The organism is Polymorphospora sp. NPDC051019 (assembly GCF_040683055.1).
In the GTDB taxonomy this organism is placed as follows: domain Bacteria; phylum Actinomycetota; class Actinomycetes; order Mycobacteriales; family Micromonosporaceae; genus Polymorphospora; species Polymorphospora lycopeni.
In genome coordinates this window covers 186,579-202,544 of the sequence record NZ_JBFBCH010000001.1, presented here as the reverse complement: position 1 = coordinate 202,544, position 15,966 = coordinate 186,579, and the positions used below count along the sequence as shown (strand labels likewise).

At 72.5% G+C, this 15,966-nt stretch carries 16 protein-coding genes; 9 read left to right on the top strand and 7 right to left on the bottom strand.

The annotated features are described in order from the left end of the window. The first annotated feature begins 80 nt into the window (after positions 1 to 80). Positions 81 to 1,100 (top strand): LacI family DNA-binding transcriptional regulator, encoded by a 1,020-nt coding sequence (locus AB0M79_RS00885; protein WP_364206476.1) that lies wholly within the window; start codon positions 81 to 83, stop codon positions 1,098 to 1,100. Between the two features lie 112 nt (positions 1,101 to 1,212). Here the strand turns inward: AB0M79_RS00885 and AB0M79_RS00880 are convergent, their stop codons facing one another. From AB0M79_RS00880 to AB0M79_RS00870, 3 genes are all read right to left on the bottom strand, one after another. Beyond that, entirely contained in the window at positions 1,213 to 2,412 is a 1,200-nt protein-coding gene (locus AB0M79_RS00880) for a glycoside hydrolase family 64 protein (protein WP_364206474.1), read from the bottom strand. 203 nt (positions 2,413 to 2,615) lie between these two features. Beyond that, positions 2,616 to 3,053: an NUDIX domain-containing protein gene (locus tag AB0M79_RS00875; protein ID WP_364206472.1), complete on the bottom strand. Its 438-nt coding sequence runs from the start codon at positions 3,051 to 3,053 to the stop codon at positions 2,616 to 2,618. Between the two features lie 66 nt (positions 3,054 to 3,119). Beyond that, positions 3,120 to 3,644 carry a DinB family protein gene (locus AB0M79_RS00870; protein ID WP_364206470.1) on the bottom strand — a complete coding sequence of 175 codons (525 nt, stop codon included), beginning with the start codon at positions 3,642 to 3,644 and terminating at the stop codon, positions 3,120 to 3,122. Between the two features lie 133 nt (positions 3,645 to 3,777). On the opposite strand from AB0M79_RS00870, the gene AB0M79_RS00865 reads away from it, so the two are divergent. Next, positions 3,778 to 4,932 (top strand): glutathione-independent formaldehyde dehydrogenase, encoded by a 1,155-nt coding sequence (locus tag AB0M79_RS00865; protein WP_364206468.1) that lies wholly within the window; start codon positions 3,778 to 3,780, stop codon positions 4,930 to 4,932. Between the two features lie 43 nt (positions 4,933 to 4,975). On the opposite strand, the gene AB0M79_RS00860 is transcribed toward AB0M79_RS00865, so the two are convergent. The 4 genes from AB0M79_RS00860 to AB0M79_RS00845 are packed head-to-tail and all read right to left on the bottom strand — an operon-like array spanning position 4,976 to position 8,724. Next, a complete protein-coding gene (locus AB0M79_RS00860) occupies positions 4,976 to 5,977 on the bottom strand; it encodes an acyl-CoA dehydrogenase family protein (protein ID WP_364206466.1) in 1,002 nt (333 codons plus the stop codon). A gap of 10 nt (positions 5,978 to 5,987) precedes the next feature. Then, positions 5,988 to 7,163, bottom strand: a complete 1,176-nt coding sequence (locus tag AB0M79_RS00855; RefSeq protein ID WP_364206464.1) for an acyl-CoA dehydrogenase family protein — start codon at positions 7,161 to 7,163, stop codon at positions 5,988 to 5,990. After that, positions 7,160 to 7,906 (bottom strand): enoyl-CoA hydratase, encoded by a 747-nt coding sequence (locus tag AB0M79_RS00850; RefSeq protein ID WP_364206462.1) that lies wholly within the window; start codon positions 7,904 to 7,906, stop codon positions 7,160 to 7,162. Before AB0M79_RS00850 ends, AB0M79_RS00855 begins: the two co-directional genes overlap by 4 nt. Positions 7,907 to 7,965: 59 nt before the next feature. Further along, entirely contained in the window at positions 7,966 to 8,724 is a 759-nt protein-coding gene (locus AB0M79_RS00845; protein WP_364206460.1) for an SDR family NAD(P)-dependent oxidoreductase, read from the bottom strand. 151 nt (positions 8,725 to 8,875) lie between these two features. On the opposite strand from AB0M79_RS00845, the gene AB0M79_RS00840 reads away from it, so the two are divergent. From AB0M79_RS00840 to AB0M79_RS00810, 7 genes are all read left to right on the top strand, one after another. Continuing rightward, positions 8,876 to 10,018: an ATP-grasp domain-containing protein gene (locus AB0M79_RS00840; protein WP_364206458.1), complete on the top strand. Its 1,143-nt coding sequence runs from the start codon at positions 8,876 to 8,878 to the stop codon at positions 10,016 to 10,018. Continuing rightward, positions 10,002 to 10,904: a CoA-binding protein gene (locus AB0M79_RS00835; RefSeq protein WP_364206456.1), complete on the top strand. Its 903-nt coding sequence runs from the start codon at positions 10,002 to 10,004 to the stop codon at positions 10,902 to 10,904. Before AB0M79_RS00840 ends, AB0M79_RS00835 begins: the two co-directional genes overlap by 17 nt. Positions 10,905 to 10,927: 23 nt before the next feature. Then, positions 10,928 to 11,752, top strand: coding sequence for an ABC transporter ATP-binding protein (locus AB0M79_RS00830; RefSeq protein WP_364206454.1), 825 nt, complete (start codon positions 10,928 to 10,930; stop codon positions 11,750 to 11,752). Beyond that, positions 11,749 to 12,591, top strand: coding sequence for an ABC transporter permease (locus AB0M79_RS00825; RefSeq protein WP_364206453.1), 843 nt, complete (start codon positions 11,749 to 11,751; stop codon positions 12,589 to 12,591). Before AB0M79_RS00830 ends, AB0M79_RS00825 begins: the two co-directional genes overlap by 4 nt. 91 nt (positions 12,592 to 12,682) lie before the next feature. Then, complete coding sequence (locus AB0M79_RS00820; RefSeq protein ID WP_364206451.1) at positions 12,683 to 13,780, top strand: ABC transporter substrate-binding protein; 1,098 nt, start codon at positions 12,683 to 12,685, stop codon at positions 13,778 to 13,780. 87 nt (positions 13,781 to 13,867) lie between these two features. Continuing rightward, positions 13,868 to 15,067: an acyl-CoA dehydrogenase family protein gene (locus AB0M79_RS00815; protein WP_364206449.1), complete on the top strand. Its 1,200-nt coding sequence runs from the start codon at positions 13,868 to 13,870 to the stop codon at positions 15,065 to 15,067. Continuing rightward, positions 15,064 to 15,966, top strand: a complete 903-nt coding sequence (locus tag AB0M79_RS00810; RefSeq protein WP_364206447.1) for an SDR family NAD(P)-dependent oxidoreductase — start codon at positions 15,064 to 15,066, stop codon at positions 15,964 to 15,966. The genes AB0M79_RS00815 and AB0M79_RS00810 overlap by 4 nt, the downstream gene beginning before the upstream one ends.

Below are 15,966 nucleotides of genomic sequence, written 5' to 3'. Positions count from 1 at the left end.
GGCCGGTGTCGGGGTGGCTTCGGTGTGGTCGGGTGTGGCAAAGTAACGGCAAACGTTCTCCGAACCGAAGTGAGGGTGCGATGGCCTCGCTCGCCGACGTGAGCCGGGAGGCCGGTGTCTCCGTCGCCACCGCCTCCCGGGTGCTCAACGGCGCCACCCACCCGGTCTCCGCCGACACCCGCTCGCGGGTCCTGGCCGCCGCCGAGCGCCTCGGCTACTCGCCGAGTGCCCTGGCCCAGGCGCTGGTCACCCGCACCAGCCGGCTCATCGGGGTGATCGTCAGCGACATCGTCAACCCGTACTTCTCGGTGATCGCGCGCGGCGTCGACGACATGTCGACCCGGGCCGGATACGTCACGATGCTGTCCAACGCCGACCGGCGGACGAGTTCGGAGATAACCCGGCTGCAGACCATGCGTGACTACCGGGCGGCCGGGGTGATCTTCGCCGGTAGCGGCTACGTCGACGACCCGCGGACGCCGGAGCTGGCGAAGGCGGTCGCGGCGGCGCGCGAGCGGGGCGTGCTGTCGATCTCGCTGACCGAGCGCGACATCGACTGCCCGGTCATCACCGCCGACAACCGTGCCGCCGCGTACGACCTCACCGACCACCTGGTGTCCCAGGGGCACCGGCGGATCGTCTTCGTCGAGGGGCCGGCCGGCATGGTCGCCACCGAGCAGCGGCGCGCCGGGTTCCTCGACCGGATGACCGAGGCCGGTCTGCGCGACCTCGCGGAGTGCGTCGAGGGCGGTTTCGACTTCGAGGCCGGCCACGCGGCGGCGCTGCGGGTGCTGGCCAGCCGGGACCTGCCCGACGCGATCGTCGCCGCCAACGACGAGGCCGCCGTCGGCGCGCTCAACGCCCTGCGGCAGGCCCGGATCGACGTACCCGGGCAGGTCTCCGTCGCCGGCATCGACGACCTGCCGGTGGCCCGGTTCGTCGGCCTGACCACGGTCAGCCTGCCGCTGTACGAGCTGGGCGCGATGGCCGCCCGGCGGGTGATCGACGCCGGCACCGCCGGCCCCGCCCCCGAGCCGGGACCGCCCGTGGTCCTCCCACACCGCCTGGTCCCCCGCGAAACAACGGCCCGCCGCCCCTGACCCCGCCGCCCCTGCCCCCGCGATCTTGCACTTGTCGCCCGACAAACCCGAGCAAAAAGGGGAGACAAGTGCAAGATCGCGGGGAGGGTGGGGCGGGGCGGGCGGGGAGGGGTCAGAAGGCGGTCAGGGTGATGCGGGCCGCGACCGGGGAGCCGTTGTGGACCAGGGACTCGAAGCCGCCGACGTCGTCGAAGGCGAAGCCGTACGCCCGGCCGTCGACCATGTGCTCGTGGACGACCCGCGAGTAGTGGTCGGTGACGTCCCGGGTGTAGAAGCCGGTCGGGTCGTACGTCGGCTGGGTGTGCGCGAACCCGAGCGTGGAGCGGTGCAGCGCGGCGCACAGCGTACGCGCGATCGGCCCCACCACGTGGTCGTTCGGGGCGTGCAGCCGGCCGTCACAGCCGAACACGTCCTTTGTGGTCGGTCGCTGGAACGAGGCCACCTCGGCGCCGCCGCCGTCGGTGAACCGCAGTACCCCCGCGCCGTCGGTGCGGCCGTGGAACCTCTTGTCCGGCTCGTGCTGGAACGGCACCACGGTCAGCGTGGTGTCCCGGTAGGTGTCCCACGCCTGCGCGATGTAGCCGTCGAGGTAGGTGTCGCTGAAGACGGCGGTGTCGATGCCCTTGTGCGGTGACAGCACACGCAGCCGGGTGCCGTCGGCGCGGGTGTGGATCAGCCGGCCCCAGTCGCCGGGCTGGCCGGCCAGCGCGTCGAAGATGCCGTCGCGGCCGCCCGCGACCAGATCGCCGGCGGTGCTGCTGCCGCCGTCGGCGCCGGTGACCCCGACCGAGTGCGGCACGCTGAACATGTCGACCTGCGAGCTGTTGAGCCACAGCCCGTCGTCGTTGTAGGTGAACTCGCTCCAGTCGAACAGGATGCCGTGGTTGGGGTCGCCGGACGCCCATGGCGCCGGCTGCACGAGCCCGTCCGGGCTGAGGAAGAACTTCAGCTTCTCGCCGAACGACATGTAGACCCGGCCGGACAGGCCGCGCGGGATCTGCAGGATGGTGGTGCCGCCGCCGGCCGGGCCGGCGATCGCGACGTCGGGTGCCGGGCTCGGCGGCAGCGACCCGCCCGACCAGGCGGTGAAGGTGCCGCCGGCGTCGACGTATCCGAGCCGGCCGGTGGCCAGGTTGACCCCGAGGACGTAGAGGTGGATCTGCTCGCCGCGGCCCGAGTTGTTGGTGACGTGGAGCGGCAGGTGGTCCGGCGGTAGGGCGGACGCCGGTGCCGCCCCGCCGAGCGCGACGGCGGTGGACGCGGCGGCCGCGACCACGGCCAGTCGGTGGAGCAGTTTCCGTCCTGTACGCATGTATCAACTCCTTACGCTTGCGGCCTCCGGCCGCGCTCTGGGCACACTCATGCCCCGAACGAAATGCTCCTTCCTGGCCTGATATGGCCTACCTGAGAGCGCTCTCTCGCTCGAATCCACCCTTACCCGGCAAGCGACCCATGTCAATAGATAGGGGTCCTAAAAATTACCCTCGCGTTACGGCGTCGCATGGCGACGCGGCGTCACCCGGCCGGTGGGGGTGCCGGCGGCAGCCGGTCGGGCAGCAGCGCCAGGGTGGCCATGAGCTGGGAGTGGGCCGGCCGCGGCAGGTCGTCGGGGGCGAACCAGTCGAGCCGGTCGAACTTGTGCGGCTCGCCGATCTCGACCCGTGCCGGGTCGACGCGTACCGCGAAGACCACCGCGACCCAGTGCGACGGCGGGTCGTCGCGCAGCACGTTGCGTACGCCGAGCAGGGTGATCTCCAGCGGGTCGGCGGCGTACTCCTCGCGCACCTCGCGGGTGACCGCGTCCTCGAAGCTCTCGCCGTACTCCAGCGCCCCGGCGCCGGTGTCCCAGGTGCCGGGCTCGTCGCGGGCGCCCGGCCCGCGCCGGGCCAGCAGCAGCCGCCCGGCGCCGTCGTGACACACGAACACACAGGAAACCGACGGGGTACGTCGCATCGCCAACTCCATTTCTCGCGAACCGCCTCGGTGATCCGGGCGTCAGGTTTCCACACCGGGCACCCGTCAGCCGCGGGCGGCGCGCAGCAGGCGGAGCTGGCCGATCTCGGCGACGTTCTTCATCAGTTCCGCGTTGGCCCAGCCCACCATGTGGGCGACGGTGAGCCCGGAGCCGGCCGGCCACGGGAACGGGGCGGGCCGGTCGAGGTCGGCGTCGGTGAGCCGGTCGAGCACCGCCAGCCACTCGGTGCGCAGGTCGCGCAGCCACGCCACCGCCGCGGCGCCGTCGCCGGGCCACCGGACCTCGGTACGGTCCCGTGGCGTACGACCCCGGGCGTGGTCGATCGTCACCGTCCACCACCAGCCGAGATGCCAGGTGGTCCAGGCGATCGTGGGCACCGGGACCGGCTCCGGCTCGGACTCCGCCCAGTCCGGCACCCACCGCCCGTCGGCGTCCGGACGTACGGTCCAGTGGATGCCGGCCGGCACCCAGAGGTGGTCGTCCGGCTCCAGCCGCTCCAGGTGGTATTCGAGCAGCGACCAGGTCAGGTCGAACTGCCAACGCAGCAGGTCGGTGCGGGATGCCGGCATCCGCCGATCCTCGCACCCGGGCAGGTTCGCGCTCGATCGCATTTCCGCGCCGCCGCCCGGGGGACGCCGGCCGGGGACGGTTCAACGCGGTTTCAGCGGGCACACCTTATGTGAAGAGGAAGCGACGCAGGGGGTGAACGACGTGAAGGCAGTGGTTTACGAGGGACCGCGTTCGGTGGCGGTGCAGGACGTACCCGATCCGAAGATCAAGAAGGACACCGACGCGATCATCAAGATCACCTCGACCAACATCTGCGGATCCGACCTGCACATGTACGAGGGGCGGACGAACGTCGAGCAGGGCAAGATCCTCGGGCACGAGAACATGGGCATCGTCACCGAGGTCGGCAGCGGCATCGACCGGGTCAGGGTCGGCGACCGGGTCTCCGTACCGTTCAACATCGCGTGCGGGTACTGCCGCAACTGCCTGACCGGCTGGACGTCGTACTGCCTGCGGATGAATCCCATACCGGGGCGGGACGGCGCCGCCTACGGCTACGCCGACATGGGCCCGTACGACGGTGGCCAGGCCGAGTACCTGCGGGTCCCGCACGCCGACTTCAACCTGCTCGAACTGCCGCAGGGCGACGAGCAGGAGAACGACTTCACCATGCTCTCCGACATCTTCCCGACCGGCTACCACGGCACCGAACTGGCCGGCATGGAACCCGGCGACACCGTCGCGGTCTTCGGCGGCGGCCCGGTCGGGCTGCTCGCCGCGCACAGCGCGATGCTGCGCGGTGCCACCCAGGTCTTCGTGGTCGACAAGGAGAACGACCGGCTCGCGCTGGCCGAGAAGCTCGGCGCGACCCGGATCGACTTCACCGTCGCCGACCCGGTCGAGCAGATCGTCGACGCCACCCACGGGCGGGGTGTCGACCGGGGCGTGGACGCCGTCGGCTACCAGGCCCACGGCAAGGAGGGCGAGCAGCCGGCACGGGTGCTCGACAACCTGGTCGACGTCGTACGCAGCACCGGCGGCATCGGCGTGATCGGCGTCTACGTGCCCGAGGACCCGGGGGCCGTGGACGAGGGTGCCAAGCACGGCCGGATCGGCTTCAACTTCGGGAAGATGTTCTCGAAGGGCCAGCGGATCGGGACCGGGCAGTGCCCGGTGATGCGCTACAACCGGCACCTGCGGGACATGATCATCAGTGGCCGGGCGACCCCGTCGATCGTGGTGTCGCACGAGCTGCCGCTGACCGAGGCACCGGACGCGTACGACAAGTTCGACCGGCGCGTCGACGGCTACACCAAGGTCGTCCTCAAGCCCGAGACGACCGGCTGACCCGTACGGCACGGAGCTGGCCGCCGTCCGGCGGCCAGCTCCGCTAGCCGACCAGGGTCTCCCACAGGGGCCGGTCGGCGCCGTGCACCAGGGCCGACAGCCGGCGGGCCCAGAACTCCTCGCCGCCGGACTCGTCCCGCCAGGCCCACAGCCGGCGGGTGTGCCGGTGCAGCGGGTACTCGCGGGTGACGCCGATCGCGCCGTGCACCTGGTGTGCCGCGCGGGCCACCGCGGTCGCCGCCGTCCCGGCCTGCACCTTCGCCGCGGCCACGGCGAACCGCGTCGCGCCGGTGTCGTCGGCGAGCAGCAGCTGGTCGATGGCCGCCCCGACGGCGGCCGAGGTCGCGGCGACCTCACCGGCCATCAGCGCGACCTGCTGCCGGACCACGTCCAGCTGGGACAGCCGCCGGCCGAACTGGACCCGTTCGGTGCTGTAGCGCAGGGTCATCCGCAGCACCGCCCGCAGCGAGCCGGCGATCTGCACGGCGCGGACGAGCGCCGCCCGGTGCAGGAGGATGTCGTGCGCCGGCGCCGCGACGGTCCGGCTCTCGTCCGGTACGACCGCGACGAACTCGACGTCGTCGCGGGGCTCGTCGGCGAGGTTCCGGCCGGGACGCACCCGGACCTGCTCGACGCGGACGAGGGCCACCGCGGTCCGGTCCGGCGCGGTGGCCACCGGGACGAGCAGATGCCCGGCCCGCGACGCCCACGGCACCCGCCGCGCCGTGCCGTGGATCCGACCGTTCTCGGACCGTAGGTCCGCGTCACCGGCGACGACGACCAGCCCCGCCGGCAGCCGGATGCCGGCGCGGGCGGCCAGCCAGCCGGCGAGGACGGACTGGTCGGCCACGGGCGTGGCCGCGCCGTGTTCGGCCAGCGCGGCGGCCACCGCGAGGGCGTCGGCGGGATCGCCGCCGGTGCCGCCGAACCGCTCCGGGATGCCCGCCCGGTCGAGTCCGGTTTCGGTCAGCGTCCGCCAGAGACCGTCCTCGTCGTTGTCGTGGTCGAGGCAGATCCGCCCGATCAGCTGGTGCAGCTCTTCCATGGTTTCCTCGCTATCGCATGCCGATCGCGCGGGCCACCAGCCCACGCAGGATCTCGCTGGTCCCGCCGCGCAGGGTGAAGCCCGGGGCGTGCAACTGGGCCTGCGCGAGCAGCCGGTCGTACCCGTCCGGAGCGTCGGGCGCCGGAGCGCTCGGGCGCCACCGCCGGGCCTCGTCGACGATCTCGTTCTCCAACCGGGTCCCCATGTCCTTGACCAGCGCGGTGACCAGCGACGACGCCGTCCCGGCGTCGATCGAGCGGGCCACCCCGGTCGACATCTGGCGCAGTACCCACAGCCGGGCGTACGCGCGCCCGAGCACGCCGCCCACCTCGTCGCCGCCGCCGGCCAGCGCCGCGCTCATACGTTCCAGCAGCGGGAACGTGGACAGGTAGCGCTCGGGTCCGCTGCGTTCGTGGGCCAGCTCGGCGGTCACCTGCGTCCAGCCCTGCCCGGGGGTGCCGACCACCATGCCGTCGGAGACGAAGACGTCGTCGAGGACGACCTCGTTGAAGTGGTGGCCCCCGTCGAGGTACGGGATCGGGTTGACGGTGACGCCGGGCGCGGACAGGTCGACCAGGAGCTGGCTGAACCCGGCGTGCCGGGACCCCGGGTCCGGGGCGGCGGTGCGGACCAGCGTGAGCATCAGGTGCGACCGGTGGGCGTGGCTCGTCCAGACCTTCGTGCCGGTGACCCGCCAGCCGCCGGCCACCTGCCGGGCCCGGGTCCGTACCGAGGCGAGGTCCGAGCCGCTGTCCGGTTCGCTCATCCCGATGGCGACGTACAACTCGCCCCGGGCCATGGCGGGCAGCAGCCGGTCCCGTTGCTCCTCGGAGCCGTAGCGCAGCAGCCCGGGGCCGACCTGCCGGTCGGCGAACCAGTGGGCGGCCACCGGCGCCCCGGCGGCGAGCAGTTCCTCGACGACCGCCTGGCGTAGCAGGTTCGACGCCGCCCGCCCGCCGTACCGGCGGGGCCAGGTCATCCCGATCCAGCCGCGTACGGCCAGGGCCTTCGAGAACTCGGGGGAGAAGCCGCCGAGCCAGCTGTCGCATCGCGGCGCGAAGAGTCCCCGGTCGAGGGAGCCGGCGAGGAACTCGCGGACCCGGACGCGTTCCGCGCGGATCGCCGCGGCCTCCTGCTCGTCGGGTGGTGCGACGGGCCGCCACAGTTCGTCGAGGGGCGTGGTCACGCGGTGCTCCCGGCGCTTCCGGCGCTTCCGGTGGCGAACCGGCTCTGCCCGAGGGACCACAACTGCTGGCCGAGTTCGAGTTCCACGGCCTCGGCGTGGTCCCGTACGGCGGCCGTGCCGGCGAGCGTGGCCTTCGTCCGGGTCACCAGTTCCCGGGGGGTGCCGGCCAGCCGGGCCGCCAGGGCGGTCGAGTACGCGACCACCTCCGCATCGGCGACGCAGCGCCAGGCCAGGCCGACCGCTTCGGCGCGGGCGCCGTCGAGGACCTCGCCGAACAGCACGATGGCGGCGGCGGCCGAGGGGCCGACGGCGCGCCGCAGCAGCCAGCCGTGACCGCCACCGGGGTGCAGCCCGACCCGCAGGAACCGGGCGTCGAAGCGCGCCGACCCGGCGGCGACCCGTACGTCGCAGGCCAGCGCCAGGTTCATGCCGGCGCCGACGGCCGGCCCGTTGACGGCGGCGATGGTGGGTAGCGTGATCCGGCTGACCCGCAGGAAGCTGGCGTAGATGCCGCGCAGGGTCGCCTCGTCCGCCCCGTGCAGCGCGCCGAGGTCGGCGCCGGCGCAGAAGGCGCTGCCGGCGCCGGTGACGACGATGGCGCGGGTGGCGGGGTCGGCCTCGACGGTGTCGATCGCCGCGACGAACTCGTCGACCAGTTCGTGGGTCAGCGCGTTGCGGCGGTCCGGTCGGTTGAGGGTGATCGTGGCGACCCCGTCGGTGACGGAGGTCTGGACCTCGGGCATGGCGGTCTCCTGCGGTCGGCGGATGGGGGGCGGGGGGTCGGCGGGGGCGCCGGCCGGGGTCAGCGGGGCGGCATCCGGGTCGCCGCGTCGAGGCGTACCACCTCGCCGTTGAGCAGCCGGATCTCCAGGCAGGTCAGCACGAACTCGGCGATCTCGGCCGGGTCGGCCAGCCGGCGGGGAAAGACCGGCAGGGCGGTCAGCCGTTCCCGCAACGGTTCCGACATCCCGGCGAGCATCGGGGTGTCCACTATGCCCGGACAGAGGCTGAGTACCCGGATGCCGAGGGCGCCCAGTTCCCGGGCCAGGGGCAGGGTCATCGAGGCGATGGCGCCCTTGGTCGCCGCGTACGCGGACTGTCCGATCTGGCCGTCGAACGCGGCGATGGAACTGATGTTGACGATGACGCCGCGTTCGCCGTCGGGGCCGGGCTCGTTGTCGGCCATCGCGTCGACGCAGTGGCGCAGCACGTCGTAGAGCCCGACCAGGTTGACGGCGACGACCGAGCGGAAGCGGTCCAGCGGATGGAGTTGCCCGTCGGGTCGCCGGACCGGGGTGGGTGTGGCGACGCCCGCGCAGCTCACCAGGGCGTCGATGCCGCCGAGTGCCTGCCGGGCGGCGCCGATCGCGGCCCGTACCGAATCCGGGTCGGTGACGTCGACCGGTACGAAGGTGGGCCCGCCGGCCGCCGGTGGCGGCGCGCTCGACGGCAGGTCGAGGACGGCCACCCGACTTCCCGCGTCGTGCAGCCGCCGCGCGACGGCCCTACCGATGCCGGAGGAGCCCCCGGTCACCACCACCCGTGTGTTTGTTGCGTCCACGTCACACCGCCTTGAAGTCTTTGTTAGGTGCATCTTGCGTCTTAGGCATATTAGGCGCATGATTGCCGTCACATCACTAGTCCGTACGGCCCAAGCCGCTCCAGAAGCCCCCTGAGCTGCCCGGACTCGACCCCGACCCGATGGAGGCGTGGTGCATGCGCTGACCGAGGAAGCCCTCAAGGCCCGGCTTTCGACGCGCCGGGTACGGGTCCCCGAGCACGCGGTCATCGGTGCGACGGACGACGTCGAGGCTCTCGCCGGCCGCCTTCCCGGCCCGACCATGGTCAAGGCCCTGGTGCCGCTGACCGACCGGGCCCGCCGCGGGCTCGTCGTCCGGGCCGCGGACCCGGGGGAGGCGGCGACCGCCGCCAGGGCGATGCTCGGCTCCACCGTGGCCGGTCACCGGGTCGACCGGGTCCTGGTCGAGGAGCTCGCCCCGGACGGCACCGAGTACTACCTCGCGGCCGGCTTCGACTACGCGCACGGGGTGCCGGTGCTGCTGTTCGGCCCGGGCGGCTCGGGTGTCGAGGGGCGGGCCGCGCCCCGGCGGATCCCGTTCGCCATGGCCGACCCCGGCGGCCTGGCGGCGCTGCCCGAACCGCTGCGCCCGGTCGCCCGGGCGCTCGTCGAGGAGTTCCTGGACCTGCGGGCGAAGCTGGTCGAACTCAACCCGGTACGCGTCGGCCCGGCCGGCGCCATCGTGCTCGACGCGAAGGCCGCCCTCGATCCGGACGTGCCGGCCCCGGCCGGGGCGGTCGAGGTCGGCGTACCCGACGAGGCCGACCGGCGCCTGCGGGAGCTGGCGCGCAGCCTGCCCGGCGGCACCGAGGTCCGGTTCGGGCGGCTGGACGGCACCGTCGGGCTGATCAGCGCCGGCGGCGGGGTGCTCGCCATCGTGCACGACGCGCTGCGCCGGCACGGCCTGCGCCCGGCCAACTTCTCCGACGTCTCCGGCGGCAGCGCCACCACCGAACTACTGGGCGCCGTCGCCGGCGAGGTGCTCGCGCTGCGGCCGGAGGGCATCCTCATCGTCACCGGGATCACCTCCAGCATCTCGGTGACCGGGTTCGCCGAGGCGATGGTGGCGGCGCTGGCGCCGCTGCGGGACCGCCCCGACGACGAGCGACCGGTGATCGTCGCCCGGATGGCCGGCCCGGACGAGGCGGACGCGGCGCGGATCATGGGCGCCCTCCCGCACTGCGTCGCCGTCGGCCGGGACACCGCCGTGGACAGTGCGGTCGCGCTGCTGGCCGACCGGATCGTGGCGAGGAGGGGCGATGGGAATCCTGCTTGACGCCGAAACCAGGGTCTGTGTCGTCGGCATCACCGGGGGACGGGCCCGCGCGGACACCGAGCGGAACCTCGCGTACGGCACCCGGATCGTGTGCGGGGTCGCGCCGGGCCGGCGCGGCCAGCGGGTCGCCGGGGTGCCGGTCTACGACAGTTGCGCCGAGGCCGCCGCCGACCACCGGATCGACGCGGTGATCGCCTACCTGCCGCCCCGGGTCTACCGGTCTGCGCTCGACGACATCCTGGCCGTCGGTCCGGCGTGGGTGCACGTGGTCACCGAGGGCATCCCGCTGCACGACAACGTGGCCGGGCTGGCCGCGGCCCGCGCGGCCGGGGTCCGGCTGATCGGGCCCAACACCAGCGGCATCATCACCCCGGGCCAGGCCAAGGTCGGCTTCCTCGGCCACGCCACCTGGCTGATGAGCCCCGGTCGGGTCGCCGTGCTGTCCCGCTCCGGCGGCTTCACCCACGACCTGGCCTACCTGGTCAGCCAGGCGGGCTACGGGGTGTCGACCGCGGTCGCGATCGGCGGTGACGCGGTCGTCGGACAGTCCTTCGCCGACCTGATCGAGCTGTGCGAGGCCGATCCCGGCACCGACGCCGTGGTGATGTACGGCGAGGCCGGCCCCGCACTGGAGCACCAGGTGGCCGACGCGATCGCCGCCGGCCGGTTCGGCAAACCCGTCGTCGCGCTGATCGCCGGCGACTTCCTCGACGACCACGAGCGGGGCAGCGTCTTCGGCCACGCCGGCGCCTTCCTGGAGGGACCGGACACCCGCGCCGCCGCGAAACGCGACGTGCTGCGCGCCGCCGGGGCGTACGTGGCCACGTCCGTCGACGACATCCCCGGCCTGCTGCGGGCAGCCGGAGTTCCGAGAAACCAGCAGTGACGACCGGAGGTGACGACATTCCCATGCATACAACGACCGCGTCCGACGCGGCTGCGCGCGGCTCCGCGCGGAGCGGCGATGACGCGCACATCTCGTTCCAGGACATCGGCATCGTCTTCCCGACCGGGACCCGGGCGCTGGCCGGCGTCACCCTCGACGTGTACGAGGGCGAGTTCCTGGCCATCGTCGGGCCCAGCGGCTGCGGCAAGTCCACCCTGCTCAACATGGCCGCCGGCCTGATGACGCCGACGGTGGGCCGGGTCGAGTACCGGGGCCGGCAGGTCCGCGGCCCGAACCGGCAGGTCGGCTACGTCACCCAGAAGGACCAGTTGCTGCCCTGGCGGACCGTCGAGAAGAACGTGATGCTGCCGCTGGAGTTCCGGGGTGTGACGGCGGCCGAGGCGAAGCGTCGGGCCGGTGCGGTCATCGAGCAGGTGGGCCTGCGCGGGTTCGAGAACAGCTATCCCGGCCAGCTCTCCGGCGGAATGCTCAAGCGGGCGTCGCTGGCCCGCACCATGGTCTACGCGCCGGACACCTACCTGATGGACGAGCCGTTCGCGAGCCTGGACGCCCAGCTGCGCATGGTGATGCAGGACGAGCTGTTGCGGATCTGGCGGGAGACGAAGAGCACCTTCGTCTTCGTCACCCACGACCTGGCCGAGGCGATCAGCCTGGCGGACCGGGTCGTGGTGATCAGTGCCCGGCCCGGCGTGGTCAAGATGACGGCGGAGGTCCACCTCGGCCGGCCGCGCAGCGCGATCACCGCGCACGAGTCTCCCGAGTTCGCCGGCCTGCTGTCGCGGCTGTGGAAGGCGCTCGACCAGCCGAGCGAGGAGGCCCGTTCATGACGACCGTCACCGAGGCCCGGCGTACCGGCGGCCTGGAGGCCGAGATCGCGGCGGTGGAGACCCGGGTCAAGCGCAACGCCCGGCGGCGCTCCCGGCTGATCCTGCTGATCCAGGTCGTGATCGTGGCGACCGGTCTGACCCTGTGGGAGGTGCTGTCCCGTGCCTTCGGGTGGGAGTTCTGGGTCTCCAGCCCGTCGGCGGTCTGGGAGCAGCTGACCACCTGGGCGCGCACCGACGAACTGTGGAGCGGCCTGCGGGCCACACTGCTGGTCACGGTGCTCGGCTTCGTTCCGGGGGCGTTGATCGGGGCGCTGACCGGCTTCCTGTTCGGTTGGTTCCGGACGCTCGGCCGGATCTGCGAGCCGTTCGTGCTGGCGCTGTACACGCTGCCGAAGATCGCGCTGGCGCCGCTGTTCGTCCTGTGGTTCGGCATCGACCTGCTGCCGAAGGTCGTCCTGGCCGCGGTGCTGGTGTTCTTCCTGGTCTTCTTCACCACCTTCCAGGGCGCCAAGAGCGTCGACCGGTCGCTGCTGGAGATGGGCTACCTGATGGGCGGCGGCAAGCTCGCCGTCTTTCGCAAGATCGTCATCCCGACCTCCGCGGTCTGGGTCTTCTCCGGCTTCAAGATCTCCCTGCCGTACGCGCTCATCGGGGCCGTGGTGGGTGAGTTCATCGCGGCCACCGAGGGCATCGGGTTCATGATCAAAAACGCGACGAACGAGTTCAACACCGCCGGCGTCTTCGCCGGACTGGTGATCCTCATGGTCGTCGCGACGGCGCTGACCCAGGCGCTCCGTCTCACCGAACACAAGCTCCTGCACTGGAACGAGGGGAGCTGAGCGCCACCCGCGATCCGCGGGCGGCGCACGGGGGCACCGATCTGTCTCACCATCACTCAGGCGACCGCAGCGTCGCCCGGGAGGCCGCTCCATGACACACACGACAACCACCGTTCCCGCCAGATCCCGTCGACTCCGGGCCGTCGCCCTGGCCGCGGCCGTACTGCTCGGCGCCGGCGGCCTCGCCGCCTGCGGCTCCGACGAGGCGGCCGGCCCGGACGGCAGCCTCAAGAAGCTCGACATGACCTTCACGATCTCGTCGACCAGTCTCGCCCACCAGCTCGTCTTCGCCGCGCGCGACGGCGGTTACCTGGAGAAGTACGGGATCGACGCCCGGTTCGTGACCGCCGAGTCGTCGTCGGTGGCGATCGCCGCGCTGGCCTCGAACTCCGCGCAGGTCGCGTTCGTCGGGCGTACCGACGCCCTGCTCACCACCGCTCAGGGCAAGCAGATGGTGTACGCGTACAAGCAGTCCACCGGCTTCCTCACCAACGTCACCGTCGCCAAGGCGTTCGCCGACCGTAACCCGGGCTGGGAGTCGAAGTCGGTCGAGGACCGGCTGCGCCTGCTCAACGGCGCGACGATGGCACAGGCCTCGGCGAACGGCGTACTGACCCGGGTCTTCGACGACGCCATGTCGTCCGTCGGCGGCAAGGTCACCAACACCTACATCGCCGTCAACACCATGCCGACCGCGCTGACCCGCGGCTCGGTCGACGCCTACATGGCCCCGTCGCCGTTCCAGGAGACCTCGGTGCAGCGGGGTGAGGGTGTCATGTTCATCAAGGGCACCGACCTGCCGGCCTCCGGTGGCGAGACGATCGTGCAGGGCGCCACCGTGGTCAGCAAGAGCTTCCTCGACTCCGACCGGGAGAGCGTCGTGCGGGTCATGGCGGCGTTGCAGGCCACCGCGGAGGCGATGAAGGCCGACCCGGACAGGGCCAAGCAACTGGCCAAGGAACGGCTCAACACCATCGACGCGTCGATCTTCGACGTCATGTGGCCGGACGCGTACAAGGTGATCATCGGCCCGCTGGAGCACCCGATCTCGGCCGAGGACATCACTTTCATGATCGAGCACGACGCCGCGGGCGTACCGGAGGCACAGAGTCTCGACCCGGCGGCGCAGATCGTGCCGGCGGACCTGCTTACCGACGCCAAGGCGCTGGTCAGCGAGGTCGGCTTCTAGGTCGTCGTCCGGCCGGAGCGGACCCGCGCCACCGCTGCGGCCGGACGCCCCGACGACCACCGACCCGCCCGACACCACAGGGGAACCATGAATCTCGATGACGCGCCCGCCCAGGCCGAGCTGCGGGCCCGGGCCCGCGCCTGGCTCGCCGCGCACGCGGCACCCCGTACCCCGGCCAGCGTCGACCGGGCCGACGACGACGCGGCGGTGGCCCGCGGCCGGGCCTGGCAACGGACCAAGTTCGAGGCCGGCTGGGCCGGCCTGACCTGGCCCCGGCCCTTCGGCGGGGCGGGTCGGCCGCTGATCGACCAGATCGTCTGGGACCAGGAGGCGGCCCGGTTCGACGTGCCCGAGGAGACGTTCATCGTCTCCACCATGCTGGCCGGCCCCACCATCATCGACGCCGGCACCGACGAACAGCGGGCCCGGCACCTCCCGCCGATGCTCGACGGCCGCGCCGTGTGGTGCCAGCTGTTCAGCGAGCCGGCGGCCGGCTCCGACCTGGCCGGGGTGACCACCCGGGCGGTCCGCGCCGGCGACGGCTGGGTGGTCACCGGGCAGAAGGTGTGGAACTCCGGCGCGCACTACGCCGACTGGGGACTGCTGCTGGTCCGCACCGATCCGGCCGCCCCCAAGCACGCCGGCATGAGCTACCTGCTGCTGGACATGCGCAGCCCTGGCATCACCGTCCGGCCGATCCGGCAGATCACCGGCGCCGAGCACTTCAACGAGGTGTTCCTCGACGAGGTGTACGTGCCGGACTCGGAACTGCTCGGCGCGCCCGGGGACGGCTGGCGGATCGCCCGGCTGACCCTCGCCCACGAACGCGAGGGGCTGGTCGTGCGGCGCCGGGTCGACGTCGACGCCTTCCTGGAACTCGTCCGCTCGGCCCGGATCGACGGCGAGCCGGCCGCCGGCCGCGCCGACGTCCGACAGCAGGTCGCCGAGATCTGGATGCGGGCCCAGGCCTTGGAACTGCTCAGCAACCGGGTCACGACCTCCATTGCCCGGGGTCGTGCACCGGGGGCCGAGGGCTCGGTGGGCAAGCTGCTCGGCGCCGCGCTCGTCAACCGGGTCGGCCGCCTCTCCCTGTCGTTGCAGGGCGCCGACGGTCTGCTCGACGGCCCGGAGGCCCTCGACGGCGGCAGGTGGCAGCACGCCTTCCTGGACGCCGCCGCCCGCCGGATCGCCGGCGGGAGCGACGAGATCCAGCGGGACATCATCAGCGAACGTGTGCTCGGCCTGCCCCGGGAGCCGCGTGTGACCAAGGATGCGAGGACGTCATGAAGGACTCCGTGGTACTCGTGACCGGAGCCGGCCGGGGCATCGGCCGGGGCGTCGCGGTCGAACTGGCCGCCGCCGGGGCCCGGGTCGTGGTCAACGACCTCGGCACCGACGCGGCCGGCGGCGGCAACGACGACACACCAGCGTCCTCCACAGTGGACGAGATAGTCGCCGCCGGCGGCGAGGCGGTCCTCAACGGTGCCGACGTGGGCGACTGGGCGGCCGCCCGGGCCGCCGTCGACCAGGCGATCAGCACGTACGGGCGGCTGGACGCGGTGGTCAACTGCGCCGGCTTCCTGCGCGACCGGATCTTCCACCGGATGAGCGAACAGGAGTGGGACGACGTCATCCGGGTCCACCTCAAGGGCTCGTTCAACATCAGCCGGGCCGCCGCCGAACGGTTCCGCGAACAGGGCTCGGGCGCGTTCGTGCACATGACGTCCACCGCCGGGCTGATCGGCAACTTCGGCCAGGCCAACTACTCGGCGGCGAAGATGGGCATCGTCGGGCTGTCCCGGTCGATCGCGCTGGACATGGCCCGCTTCGGCGTACGCTCCAACGCCATCGCGCCGTTCGCCTGGAGCCGGCTCATCGGCACCCTGCCCGAGGAGACGCCGGAGCAGCGGGTCCGGGTGGCGAAGTTCCGCGAGATGCGCGCCGAGATGGTCGCCCCGCTGGTGCACTTCCTGCTCAGCGCCGACGCCGCCGACGTGACCGGCCAGGTCTTCGTGGTACGGCGCAACGAGATCTTCCTGATGAGCCAGCCCCGCCCGATCCGGTCCATCCACCACGGCGACGGGTGGGACGTCGAATCGCTCCGCGAGCGCCTGGTGCCGTCGTTCCGCACCGGCTTCACCCCACTGGAGCGCTCGGGCGACGTCTTCTCCTGGGATCCGATCTAG

Excerpts from the sequence above, each read along its gene's own strand:
- AB0M79_RS00880 (WP_364206474.1), bottom strand. The coding sequence starts at position 2,412 with ATGCGTACAGGACGGAAACTGCTCCACCGACTGGCCGTGGTCGCGGCC.
- AB0M79_RS00885 (WP_364206476.1), top strand. The coding sequence starts at position 81 with ATGGCCTCGCTCGCCGACGTGAGCCGGGAGGCCGGTGTCTCCGTCGCC.
- AB0M79_RS00850 (WP_364206462.1), bottom strand. The coding sequence starts at position 7,906 with ATGCCCGAGGTCCAGACCTCCGTCACCGACGGGGTCGCCACGATCACC.
- AB0M79_RS00825 (WP_364206453.1), top strand. The coding sequence starts at position 11,749 with ATGACGACCGTCACCGAGGCCCGGCGTACCGGCGGCCTGGAGGCCGAG.
- AB0M79_RS00860 (WP_364206466.1), bottom strand. The coding sequence starts at position 5,977 with ATGGAAGAGCTGCACCAGCTGATCGGGCGGATCTGCCTCGACCACGAC.
- AB0M79_RS00830 (WP_364206454.1), top strand. The coding sequence starts at position 10,928 with ATGCATACAACGACCGCGTCCGACGCGGCTGCGCGCGGCTCCGCGCGG.
- AB0M79_RS00870 (WP_364206470.1), bottom strand. The coding sequence starts at position 3,644 with ATGCCGGCATCCCGCACCGACCTGCTGCGTTGGCAGTTCGACCTGACC.
- AB0M79_RS00875 (WP_364206472.1), bottom strand. The coding sequence starts at position 3,053 with ATGCGACGTACCCCGTCGGTTTCCTGTGTGTTCGTGTGTCACGACGGC.
- AB0M79_RS00810 (WP_364206447.1), top strand. The coding sequence starts at position 15,064 with ATGAAGGACTCCGTGGTACTCGTGACCGGAGCCGGCCGGGGCATCGGC.
- AB0M79_RS00835 (WP_364206456.1), top strand. The coding sequence starts at position 10,002 with ATGGGAATCCTGCTTGACGCCGAAACCAGGGTCTGTGTCGTCGGCATC.
- AB0M79_RS00820 (WP_364206451.1), top strand. The coding sequence starts at position 12,683 with ATGACACACACGACAACCACCGTTCCCGCCAGATCCCGTCGACTCCGG.
- AB0M79_RS00815 (WP_364206449.1), top strand. The coding sequence starts at position 13,868 with ATGAATCTCGATGACGCGCCCGCCCAGGCCGAGCTGCGGGCCCGGGCC.